A 12,038-nucleotide genomic window follows, 5' to 3' on the forward strand; every position below is an offset into this window, starting at 1 on the left:
CTCTAATTGACTACTTCTGTTCAAATCGTATAAGGTTTCCAAGTTCCCATCAAGTTATCTGCCTGCTATCGGCTTAAGGGATCTTACGGTTTTCAAGAGAAGTTCGGAAGGAGCTCGAATAGCTCGCTCACATACTTGGTAAGTGTTGGTGTACTTATCCCATACAATGCAGCAAGTTTCGTTTTTGTGATCCCTTTACTACGGGATGAGTGGAACATAAAATCGACGGCTGCTGCAATCGCGTTTGGGTTTTTAAAAGGATACTGTTTCTCGATCCCGGTTTCAAAAAGCGTAAACCACATTTGAAATAGATGAGTTCCTTCTTCATCCAGCGGATTATGCTTGGCATATAACAACTCGGTCGCCTGCATCGCACGATTGAATGCTTGGTCCGCGATCGACTTTTCAACGAGGTTATAATCCAAACTTGAAGCGAGCACTAACTTCTCGAGATCCTCCAACTTTTCCACGTCAATATAGGCGGGGTGTGCAACAATCTCTTGTTTATGAATGGATTTCCCTAAAAGGAAGAAGCCGAACATCCTTTCACTCACGTACTCATTGCTTATTTTATCGAGTAGAAATTGCTTGTCCTGTGTATAGATCGATTCATCGATCTGCTGATTCGCATTGGCGTCAATCCAAGGCTCCAGACCGGCTTTTGAAGGGTCAATTTCTATCAGTCGGCTAAATGCTGTTTCAGCCTGTTGACGGTGTCCCGAAAAGAAAGCGGATTGAGCAAGCCAAAAGAAGAATCCCGCATCCCCTTCAAATCCTTTTTTCTGGATACTGCGTAACCAGTGATACGCTTCTTTATGATTCCCTATAAGAGCAAAAGTCGCACCTAATTTGTATCGGTTCTCAAACTGATACGGCCGTATTTTAACGAGCAAGTCAACGAGTGGCTTTAATTTCTCTTGGTCGCCTTCGTAATAGTAGAAAACTGCGAGATTACATAACGCATGGACATTGCCTTGGTCTTTCCGCAGCACATCGTACAACAGTTCCCTCGCATCAGTCGTTTCACCTCTATAGAAATAAGCGAGTGCCAAGTTGTTAAATGATGACCAGGATTCCGGGTGATCCACGACGATGTCTTCAAGTACAGTGACGGCTTTGTCAAACTCGCCAGTTTCCATTAACCGTCTCGCTTTTTCTTGCAACAAGTGAACTTCTTCGTCTCCCTGTTGGTCATCTGCTAAAAATGCGGCTTCTTGTTCAGCAAACTCGATAATCTCTTTTGCTTCCTCTGAAAGTTCCCCTTCAGGTGCCACATCCATGTATTTTTCTGCGAACAACTTCGCTTCACGCAGTAATCCGAGATGGGCATGGATTTCCGCAAGGTAGAAAATCACTTCCCGATCTGTCGGCTCCAATTCGTACGCTTGAATCAGCAAATCCAATGCCTCTTCAAAACGCCCTTCCTCCATCACCATAATTCCGTATTGCATGACAATCCGATGATTATCTGGATTCAGTTCCACCGCACGCTTCAGGTATTTCAAAGCTTCCGGAAATTGTTCTTTTTGTATCTCCGCAAGCGCTCGTTCATAATAAAAAACGCCATCTGGGACAAATGAAATAATATTATTGTTTTTGTTTTGCTCGTTTTTATCCAAACAGATTCCTCCGAAAAAACAAGAAGGAACGAGGAAAACGCTCCTTCTTGCAATATGACTACAGTATACCATAACTTTTTTTCCTAACGTTACACCTTAAGATTGTTTTCATCCCGAATCGCACGCTCTTCAGCTGTGTAAATGATCCGCACTGGATTTCCTCCTGCAAATGCACCTGCCGGGATATCCCGGTTCACGAGCGTTGCTGCAGAAACAACCGCACCATCTCCAATTGTGACACCGGGTAAAATCGTGGAGTTCGCACCAATCATGACTTCGTCACCAATAACAACGTCACCGATTCTGTACTCGTCTATTAAATATTCGTGAGCGAGAATGGTGGAGTTGAATCCGATAATGGTGTTTTTTCCGACGCGAATGCGCTCAGGGAACATGACATCCGGGAAAACCATGAGAGCGAATGCAGTCTGTGGACCGACTTCCATCCTGAGGAAATTTCTATACAGCCAGTTTTTCACTTTGAAGGACGGGGTATATCGAGCGATTTGTATTACAACGAAATTTTTCATGACTTTGAAAAAAGATACGGATTTGTACAAGTTCCAAAGTGAATTCCCTTTTCCTTTCACCTGAAAGCGCTCCGTCTTTCTCATGTAGCCGTCACACCTACAATTTCGTAGAGATCCGAAATGTGGGTCAACATATAGTCTGGGTTAAAAGTCGAAAGAAATTCAGGTCCTTTCGCAGACCAGGCCACAGCGGCTGTCCGGACACCTGCATTTTTTCCGCCTTCAATGTCATGAAAATTATCGCCCACCATCAGAACTTCTTCTTTTGAAGCATCCAATCGGTCAATCGCCAGTAAAAGAGGCTCCGGATCCGGCTTTGGACGTTGCACATCATCCAATCCGATAATCACTTCAAACAACTGCGTAATCCCTATTAAATCCAAACCTTTTCGAACCATATCATTTCTTTTTGTCGACACAATCGCCATCCGGATTCCATTGTTTGCTAATTGGGTCAATACTTCTGTAACACCGTCGAACTCAGCTACTAACCGATCATGGTTCGCCATATTCCATTCCCGGTATTCTTGAATCATCACTTCCGTCTTGGAAGGATCCATCTTATTAAACGTCTCTGCCAATGTCGGTCCTAGGAATGGCAAGATTTCTTTCCGAGTGTATTGCCCGGGATAATGATTTCCAAGCAATCGCTCAAAAGACTGCATGATCAGTTCGTTCGTATCGAGTAACGTACCATCCAAGTCGAACAGTATCGTTGTAATTGGCTTATCCATTGACAACAGTAGCCTCCTTTTCCAGTTTCTCATTCAGCTTATGTCTCCAGAAAAACGCAACTGCTATCGTCAAAACGAACGCAGTTATAATTCGGATCAGAAGCAGTGGCCAAACTGGGATACCTAATGGGATGAACAATAACGTATCTTCTATCACTGCGTGACATGCTACTAGAAAGATGAACGAAAGCGTTGCATCCCGTTTGCTCACACCGTCTTCCTGTACCGCCTGGATCATCACACCAGCACCATACGCGAGACCGATGACAAGCCCCGCCACTAAAGTGAGCGATGCGTTTGGCTGTACTCCAATCAGTTTCGTGACAGGTGAGAATTTAGTAGAAAACTTCTCTAAGTAATTTCGATCTTTCAAAAATTGAACGACGAGCATCAGCGGGATGACAATGAGTGCGAGCTGTAAGACACCGAAAGATGCTTTTTGCAGCCCCAGTAAGAAGATATCCAACCAGCCTTCAGGAACTACTGAAGTTTCTGGAGCAATCCCATATTTCGCGATTTCTCCGCCGCCTCGCCAAACGAGGTTAATGACGATACCGGATAGCGCCGCCAAACCGAAACGCACGACCAACACGATCCACAGCTTGACGCCCACTTTCAATGCAACCCCCGTTTCGATGAACAGGTTATGTGAAAAACTGAGCATCATGGCGATGATGAACACTTCTTTCACCGTCAAATCGAGTGATAATACCCCTGCGATCCCAGCATACAAATTCAAGGCATTGCCGAGGACTAGCGGGATTGCCGCTTCTCCACTTAGTCCGAAAAGATTCATGAATGGAGCAATCAGCTTAACAATCCAAGGTAATATAGGAGTATGCTGCAAAATCACTACGAGAATCGTGATAGGGAAAATGATTTTCCCAAGTGACCAAGTTGTTTTTAATCCAGCCCCTAGACCGTTCTTGAGCGTGGAACTATTCGAGTTAGTTATCATTGTACCTCACATCCGATTTCATGATGAACCTGCGATAGATGAGAATTCCAAGAGCAATAAGCACCCCTATTATTGAAACTACTTGCGCTGCACGAAGTCCTCCTCCGTACAAGCTATCGGTTCTCATTCCTTCGATGAAGAAACGTCCGACGGAATACCAAATGATATAGAAGCAGAAGATTTCTCCTCGTCTCAAGTTCACTCGTCGCAGCAATAAAATGATTGCCAGACCTACAAGATTCCACATGGACTCATATAAAAATGTCGGATGATACGTTACCCCGTCAATCGTCATCTGGTTCATGATCCAATCAGGAATAATAGTATTTTCAAGAAATGACTGAGATACCGGTCCGCCATGTGCTTCTTGGTTCATGAAGTTGCCCCAACGACCGATAATTTGACCGATGAGTAAACCAGGTGCTGTAATATCGGCCACTTTCCAGAAAGACACTCCGCGTTTTCTAGTAAAGATGACCGCTGTTATAATCGCACCGATCAAGGCACCATGGATCGCGATGCCGCCTTCCCAGATCTTAATGATATCTCCAGGATGGTCTTTATAGAAATCCCATGAAAAGACGACATAGTAAATCCGTGCTGAAATAATGGAGATAGGGACAGCCCAAATAAGCATATCCGTTAGGAAATCAGGATGCATCTTCCGTTTCACCATTTCTTTTTGGACAAGTAAAAATGCTAAAATGATGCCCGTTGCAATTAAAATTCCATACCAGCGAACTTCGAAAGTACCGAAAGAAAACGCAACTGGATCAATCGCCAATAATGTATTCATTTATCAGTGGATCCCCTTTTCTTCTGCTGCAGCCGCCTTTTGACTAATCACTGCATCCAGCTTGTTTGTAAATTCTTCAGCTGCATTAATGCCTAACGTTTTAAGACGATAATCCATTGCAGCCACCTCGATGATGACCGATAGATTCCTGCCTGGACGGACTGGTACGACCAGCTTCGTCACTTCCGAATCCATGATCTTCAATTTGTCTTCATCGACACCTAAGCGGTCATACATTTTCTCGGGATCCCACAGCTCCAAGTCGATGGCGAGCACAATCCGTTTGTCATCTTTTACAGAACTCGCTCCAAATAGAGTCATGATATCAATAATCCCTACGCCTCGAATTTCTAACATATGCCGAAGCAAAGGGGGCGGACTCCCAATTAAAATATTCTTCGCAACTTCCCGGATTTCAACCGAATCATCCGCGATGAGCCGGTGACCCCGTTTCACAAGTTCGAGCGCGGTCTCACTTTTCCCGACACCACTCTTCCCTGTGATCAATACGCCGATTCCATAGACATCCACCAACACGCCATGAAGGGTTTTCATGGGAGCTAATCGCCCCGCTATGAAATTTGTCAGCATACCCGAAAGTCTCGTTGTCGGAACATCTGCACCGAGGACGGTTATCCCCATCCGTTCTGCTGCAGCTTCAAGTTCCGGCGGCAGAGCAACACCATGCGCTAGGACAAACGCCGGTGTGTCCGGTGTGCATAACAAATTCATCCGTTCAATACGGAGTGCTTCAGGAAGCATCTCAAAAAACGAGATTTCTGTCTTTCCTAACAGTTGGATGCGTGTCCGTGTATAGAAATCGAAGTAGCCCGCCATTTCCAGCCCTGGACGGGAAATGTCGCTGATCTCGACCGTTCTGTCGATTCCACTAGCACCCGCAAGCAATTCCAGGTCAAACCGTTCCTGTATATCTTTCACCGTGACTCCACTCATTAGACAGCCACCTCCATCTTCAATTGTTACCTATGCATCATTCTACCATTGTAGAATGGAATTTGAACGGTTTTTAGCACCAATTGTTCTCCTTGCCTCACAATTATAGATCACGAAGGAAAAAGCCTTCCCTCGAATAGTTCGAGAGAAGGCCAACACAACCATTATTCGTTCTTGTCCGGCGTATAACAAACCATCACGGAACCTGTTTTAGATTCTGCAAACAAGTGCAGAGTAGACGGAGTGTCCTGGACATCCTTCTTGAAGTTCATGGAACGATGTAACAGCTGATCTTGAGTGGAAGTATTCTCAGTATCCGGCAGTTTCAAGTTCAAGCTGCCGATCGTGGATGTAATGCTTCCTACTAATGACAGCGCGCTAGGTACATACAGCTCGATATTGCCTCCGACACTTTTCACATCGATTTTTTCAGGAATCTCATGGGTGGTCGTCACGGATATCGAGCCGTTCAGTGTGCGGGCTTGGGTATCTTTCACTTTCCCATCAATGTAAATAAGTCCGTTCAGAGTCTGCGTTTCAAGTTGCTGACTTTCTAGGCTCAGCAGACGAATTTCCCCATTAAGCGTTTCGATATCCACATCGACTGTTTTCACATAGCTGACATTCACTTTTCCGTTACCCGTCTTCACTCGGAGTACGTCTGCTTCTAGGTTACGCAAATCGAATCCGCCATTCAACAAGCGAACGGAAATCTTGCGGTACGTTTTTTTAGGGACGGTGAGGACTGTATTCACTTGAATGGTTTTTGAATTACATGAAATCCTGAGTGATTGGTCATCTGCTACAAAAATCAGTTTTTCCAAAAACTCCCGCTTCGCATCTTCTTCGGAACTGGACGTAAAGGTCTTCACAGAAAATACCGCTGTGATTTCGTCTCCTTCACCTGGTACAATCGATAGTTTACCGTTATCGATATCCACGATAAGCTCATCCAATTCTTTTCCATCTTTTTGAGCTTTGTGCTCAAACGTCGTTGAAGCACCAAACGGATTTTCCACATCGAACTGCTTTACTTTTTGAACCGCACTTTGCATGAATTGCATGAACTGATCACCGACGTTCGTTAAATCCTTACGAATGTCTTCCATGAATTCGTCAGCAGAAGTACCCGACCATCCATATTTAGAAGATGATCCTTTTTCTTTTGACGATTGTTCTTTCCCAGGTTCGGTATAACTTTCTCCCGTCGCTTTCTGTTGTTGCGGTTTTTCTTGTGCAGTCTCTTGTGTGTGCGCTGGGTCCATATCAATTGAAAAACCAGCCGGTTTCTTCGCAGAATCTTTTTCAGATAATGCTTCTAACAATGTGAGAGCCTCGTCCGTTGATATCGTTCCATTTTCAAGCATATTTAAAATGCGTTTTCTTTCGTTTTGCATTTCTTTCGCCTCCTAAGTGGAATGATGGTGCATATGATCTGCTTATCTATACGGTTCACAACCAAAAAAGTTTCATGTCACTGGATTTTCAGCTTGTTCGATTCTTGCAGTCATACGGCCCCGATCCCGCTCCAAAATAGGTTTCAAGTACATTCCCGTATACGATTTTTTATTTTCCGCTACCTGTTCAGGTGTGCCTGTAGCGATGATTTGACCGCCTTTGTCACCACCTTCAGGTCCAAGGTCAATAATATGATCGACAGTTTTAATAACATCTAGATTATGTTCGATCACTAACACTGTATTTCCAGACTCGACAAGGCGTTCCAAGACTTTGAGCAGTTTTGCGATATCATGGACGTGAAGTCCTGTCGTCGGTTCATCCAAGATGTAGAACGATTTCCCGTTGGAACGTTTATGAAGTTCTGAAGCGAGTTTGACGCGTTGAGCTTCTCCGCCGGAAAGTGTCGTCGCGGGTTGTCCCAATTGAACATACCCTAATCCTACGTCAACAATTGTTTGCAATTTACGTTGGATCTTAGGGATATTTTCAAAGAATTCCGAAGCGGATTCCGCTGTCATTTCAAGGACGTCTGCTATGTTCTTCCCTTTATACGTGACTTCAAGCGTTTCCCGGTTATATCGTTTCCCATGACATACATCACAAGGAACGTACACATCAGGCAGGAAGTGCATTTCGATTTTCAGAATCCCATCTCCACGGCACGCCTCACAACGTCCGCCTTTTACATTGAAACTGAATCTCCCTTTTTTGTAGCCTCGGACTTTCGCTTCGTTCGTCATGGCAAATACATCTCTGACATCATCGAATACACCTGTATACGTAGCTGGGTTGGATCTTGGTGTCCGCCCGATTGGAGATTGGTCGATTTCAATTACCTTTTCTAATTCTTCCAATCCTTCTACGCTTTTATACGCCCCTGGTCGTTGTTTTGAGCGATTTAACTTTTGCGCCAGTATTTTATGCAGCACACTGTTGATGAGCGTACTTTTCCCCGATCCGGAAACGCCTGTAACAGCGATGAACTGACCAAGCGGGAATTCGGCATTCACTTTTTTCAAGTTATTTTCCGAAGCGCCTTTTATCGTCACTTTACGTCCGTCTGATTGTCGGCGTTCCGTCGGTAACGGAATGTAACGCTTGCCGCTCAAATACTGCCCTGTCAATGAGTTCGGATCTGCCATCACTTCTTCAGGAGTTCCAGCAGAGACGATTTCGCCTCCAGCTACCCCGGCACCCGGCCCGATATCGATCAAGTAATCGGCTTCCATCATCGTGTCTTCATCGTGTTCCACGACAATGAGTGTGTTTCCGATATCCCTCATACTCTTCAACGTGCTGATGAGCCGGTCGTTATCTCTTTGATGAAGCCCGATAGAAGGCTCATCCAAAATATAAAGGACGCCAGTTAAGCGTGAACCTATCTGAGTTGCAAGTCGGATCCGTTGTGCTTCTCCGCCAGAAAGGGTTCCTGCTGCACGGGAGAGCGTTAAATAATCGAGACCGACATTGACAAGAAAGCCGAGTCGCTCGTTGATTTCCCGCAGGATCAGCTCTGCGATTTTCGCATCTTTTTCAGAAAGCTGAAGATTATTGAAAAACGAGCTTGCTTCCACAATCGACTTCTCCGTCACTTGTCCAACGTGGAGGTTATCCACTTTGACAGCAAGAGATTCCTGTTTCAATCGGTACCCATTACATGTCGGGCACGGACGTTGTGCCATGTATTTCTCCATCTGTTCACGTACATAGTCGGAAGAAGTATCTTTGAAGCGGCGCTCCACGTTCGATAGAACCCCTTCAAAGTAAATCGCATTATCACGGGTCTGGCCGAATTCGTTCGTATATTTGAATCGGATTTTGTCTTCTTTCGAGCCGTAAAGGATTTTGTCCAAATCTTCTTTTGCCATTTCATCGACAGGACAGTCCATGGAAATCCCATAATGCTGAGCAACTGTCTTCAAAAGTTCTGGATAATATTGCGAACTTGTCGGAATCCAAGGTACAATCGCATCCTCTTTCAGGGACAGAGAGGGATCAGGGATCACAAGGTCCGGATCGACTTCCAATTTCATCCCAAGTCCATCACAATCCGGGCATGCCCCAAATGGACTGTTGAACGAAAACATCCTCGGTTCTAGTTCCCCGATAGAGAATCCGCAAATCGGACATGCATGATGTTCGCTGAATAAGAGTTCTTCCCCGTCAATCACATCGACAAGTGCAGCTCCTTCGGAAAGACGAAGAGCCGCTTCAAGAGAATCACTGAGTCTCCCTGCAATCCCCTCTTTAATGACAACCCGGTCGACCACGACTTCGATGTTATGCTTCTTGTTTTTGTTCAGCTCAATATTGTCATCTAAATCGAACGTTTCGCCATCGATTCGCACACGGACATATCCTTGCTTTTTCAAGTCTTCCAGCAGCTTGACATGTGTACCTTTTCGCCCTGAAACGATAGGCGCTAATATCTGGATCCGTGTCCGTTCTTCCAGCTCCAGTACACGGTCGGTCATTTGTTCGACCGTCTGTGAAGTGATTTCAATTCCGTGATTAGGACAAATCGGCTTTCCGACGCGAGCGTACAGCAATCTTAAATAGTCGTATATTTCGGTAACTGTACCCACTGTGGAACGTGGGTTGCGGCTCGTCGTTTTCTGATCTATCGAAATGGCTGGTGAAAGTCCTTCTATCAGATCCACATCCGGTTTGTCCATCTGTCCGAGAAATTGCCGAGCATAGGAAGAGAGAGACTCTACATACCGGCGTTGCCCTTCTGCATAAATCGTATCAAAAGCGAGGGATGATTTCCCGGAGCCGGAGAGACCCGTCATCACGACCAACTGGTCCCGGGGAATGGTGACGTTAATATTTTTCAAATTGTGCGCTCGCGCACCTTGAATATAGATTTCAGTATTTTTCATGCCTTCTCACCTTTCTGCTTTCAGTTCCAGTATGGTATCTCGCAGTTCAGCTGCACGTTCGAAATCGAGTGCTTTCGCTGATTCTTTCATTTCTTTTTCAAGCGATGCCAGCAATGTCATTTTTTCTTCTTTCGTTAACTTCTTGCCTTCCGTCACTTTATCCACAAAGGAGAGGGTTTCTTCTGCAGTCTGTGTTGCACGGATGACATCGCGTATTCCTTTTTGAATCGTCTTCGGTGTAATGTTGTGCTTTTCGTTGTAAGCGATTTGTATTTCGCGGCGACGCTGAGTTTCTTCAATCGCTTTGTTCATGGAGTCCGTGTATCGGTCTGCGTACATAATGACCCGTCCTTCTGAGTTCCGGGCAGCACGGCCAATCGTTTGGATAAGTGCCCGTTCTGAACGCAGGAACCCTTCTTTGTCGGCATCCAGAATTGTTACCAATGATACTTCCGGTATATCGAGACCTTCCCTCAATAAGTTAATGCCGACCAATACGTCGTAAATTCCGAGTCTTAGCTCACGGATAATCTCGATCCGCTCGAGTGTCTTGATTTCCGAGTGGAGGTAGTTCACTTTCACTCCAGCTTCTTTTAAATAATCCGTCAAGTCTTCGGACATTTTCTTCGTGAGCGTCGTCACTAGCACACGTTCGTTCCTCCGCGCACGTTCGTGGATTTCATCCAGCAAATCGTCAATCTGCCCTTCGATCGGACGTACTTCAATAATCGGATCAAGTAAACCGGTCGGGCGAATAATCTGTTCTACCATTTTGGGTGTATGTTCGATTTCATACGGACCTGGGGTTGCCGAAACGTAAATGGCCTGATTGACGTGTTTTTCAAATTCCTCAAACATGAGCGGACGGTTATCCAATGCGGAAGGCAGGCGGAAGCCGTGCTCCACTAGCACTTTCTTTCTCGCTTGGTCACCGTTATACATGCCTCGAATCTGAGGAAGCGTCACGTGGCTTTCATCCGCCACTATGAGAAAGTCATCCGGGAAATAGTCGATCAGCGTATACGGCGTCTCTCCTGCAGCACGAAGGGATAAATGACGGGAGTAGTTTTCGATTCCTGAACAGAAACCCATCTCTCTCATCATTTCCAGGTCGTAGCGTGTTCGTTGTTCAAGCCGCTGTGCCTCCAGGAGTTTGTCATTCTCACGAAGTATTTTCAGTTGTTCTTCCAATTCTATTTCTATCCGCTCAATCGCTTTCACCATTTTCGCTTCACCTGTGACGAAGTGGGAATTCGGGAAGATGGCGACGTGTTCACGTTCACCGAGAACTTCGCCTGTTAGTGCATCCACTTCACGCAACCGGTCGATTTCGTCTCCGAAAAATTCAATCCGGATACATCGTTCATCTTGAGATGCCGGAAAGATTTCCACGACATCCCCTCTTACACGGAACGTGCCACGTGTAAAACTAACATCGTTGCGTTCATATAGGTTATCCACAAATCTACGCAATAACTGATTTCTGTCGATTTCCAGCCCAGGACGCAGCGAAATCATATGGGCACCATATTCTTCAGGTGAACCTAGGCCATATATGCATGAGACCGAAGCGACAATAAGAACGTCTCTTCGTTCAAAGAGAGCTGCCGTCGCTGAGTGACGCAATTTATCGATCTCGTCGTTTATACTGGAGTCTTTTTCAATATACGTATCTGTTTGAGGGACATAAGCTTCCGGCTGATAATAGTCATAGAAACTGACAAAGTACTCAACCGCGTTGTCCGGGAAAAACTCTTTGAATTCACTATATAGTTGACCCGCAAGCGTTTTGTTATGAGCGATGACCAGCGTCGGTTTATTAATTTCCGTTACAACGTTGGATACGGTGAAAGTCTTCCCCGTACCGGTTGCACCGAGTAACGTCTGGTGCTTTTCTCCGTTCTCAATTCCCGCTACCAATTCTTTAATGGCAGTCGGCTGATCTCCTTGCGGTGTATATGGGGCTTGAAGGTTAAATGTATCTGTCACTGAACGTCACTCCCTAGTATTCCTCTACTGTCTATTTTATCACATTCCCTCTCTGTGCCAAAGCGAAAAGCGAACGTACGTTTTTTCTTATAAAAATTCTTGCAAAAAAAACCTG

General features: G+C 45.3%; 9 protein-coding genes. All 9 read right to left on the reverse strand.

The features are described from left to right. Positions 1–92: 92 nt before the first annotated feature. Positions 93–1,619 (reverse strand): tetratricopeptide repeat protein, encoded by a 1,527-nt coding sequence (locus H9659_RS11340; protein WP_225217794.1) that lies wholly within the window; start codon positions 1,617–1,619, stop codon positions 93–95. Positions 1,620–1,708: 89 nt separating this feature from the next. Beyond that, positions 1,709–2,233, reverse strand: coding sequence for an acyltransferase (locus H9659_RS11345; protein WP_191690556.1), 525 nt, complete (start codon positions 2,231–2,233; stop codon positions 1,709–1,711). Then, positions 2,230–2,883: a pyrophosphatase PpaX gene (gene ppaX, locus H9659_RS11350; RefSeq protein WP_191690558.1), complete on the reverse strand. Its 654-nt coding sequence runs from the start codon at positions 2,881–2,883 to the stop codon at positions 2,230–2,232. Before ppaX ends, H9659_RS11345 begins: the two co-directional genes overlap by 4 nt. Then, positions 2,876–3,841, reverse strand: coding sequence for a nucleoside recognition domain-containing protein (locus tag H9659_RS11355; RefSeq protein WP_191690560.1), 966 nt, complete (start codon positions 3,839–3,841; stop codon positions 2,876–2,878). The genes ppaX and H9659_RS11355 overlap by 8 nt, the downstream gene beginning before the upstream one ends. Then, positions 3,831–4,637 carry a prolipoprotein diacylglyceryl transferase gene (lgt, locus tag H9659_RS11360; RefSeq protein WP_191690562.1) on the reverse strand — a complete coding sequence of 269 codons (807 nt, stop codon included), beginning with the start codon at positions 4,635–4,637 and terminating at the stop codon, positions 3,831–3,833. The genes H9659_RS11355 and lgt overlap by 11 nt, the downstream gene beginning before the upstream one ends. A 3-nt stretch (positions 4,638–4,640) precedes the next feature. Then, positions 4,641–5,591, reverse strand: coding sequence for an HPr(Ser) kinase/phosphatase (gene hprK, locus H9659_RS11365; RefSeq protein WP_191690564.1), 951 nt, complete (start codon positions 5,589–5,591; stop codon positions 4,641–4,643). Positions 5,592–5,755: 164 nt separating this feature from the next. After that, positions 5,756–6,988: a DUF4097 family beta strand repeat-containing protein gene (locus H9659_RS11370; RefSeq protein WP_191690566.1), complete on the reverse strand. Its 1,233-nt coding sequence runs from the start codon at positions 6,986–6,988 to the stop codon at positions 5,756–5,758. A 72-nt stretch (positions 6,989–7,060) separates the two neighbouring features. Then, positions 7,061–9,934, reverse strand: a complete 2,874-nt coding sequence (gene uvrA, locus H9659_RS11375) for an excinuclease ABC subunit UvrA (RefSeq protein WP_191690568.1) — start codon at positions 9,932–9,934, stop codon at positions 7,061–7,063. Positions 9,935–9,940: 6 nt separating this feature from the next. After that, entirely contained in the window at positions 9,941–11,923 is a 1,983-nt protein-coding gene (uvrB, locus tag H9659_RS11380; protein ID WP_191690570.1) for an excinuclease ABC subunit UvrB, read from the reverse strand. Between the last annotated feature and the right edge of the window lie 115 nt (positions 11,924–12,038).

This window comes from Sporosarcina gallistercoris (assembly GCF_014836415.1).
In the GTDB taxonomy this organism is placed as follows: Bacteria; Bacillota; Bacilli; order Bacillales_A; family Planococcaceae; genus Sporosarcina; species Sporosarcina gallistercoris.

What these genes read in the sequence shown, in the direction of transcription:
- H9659_RS11345 (WP_191690556.1), bottom strand. Translation starts at nt 2,233, where the DNA reads ATGAGAAAGACGGAGCGCTTTCAGGTGAAAGGAAAAGGGAATTCACTT.
- ppaX (WP_191690558.1), bottom strand. Translation starts at nt 2,883, where the DNA reads ATGGATAAGCCAATTACAACGATACTGTTCGACTTGGATGGTACGTTA.
- H9659_RS11355 (WP_191690560.1), bottom strand. Translation starts at nt 3,841, where the DNA reads ATGATAACTAACTCGAATAGTTCCACGCTCAAGAACGGTCTAGGGGCT.
- lgt (WP_191690562.1), bottom strand. Translation starts at nt 4,637, where the DNA reads ATGAATACATTATTGGCGATTGATCCAGTTGCGTTTTCTTTCGGTACT.
- hprK (WP_191690564.1), bottom strand. Translation starts at nt 5,591, where the DNA reads ATGAGTGGAGTCACGGTGAAAGATATACAGGAACGGTTTGACCTGGAA.
- H9659_RS11370 (WP_191690566.1), bottom strand. Translation starts at nt 6,988, where the DNA reads ATGCAAAACGAAAGAAAACGCATTTTAAATATGCTTGAAAATGGAACG.
- uvrA (WP_191690568.1), bottom strand. Translation starts at nt 9,934, where the DNA reads ATGAAAAATACTGAAATCTATATTCAAGGTGCGCGAGCGCACAATTTG.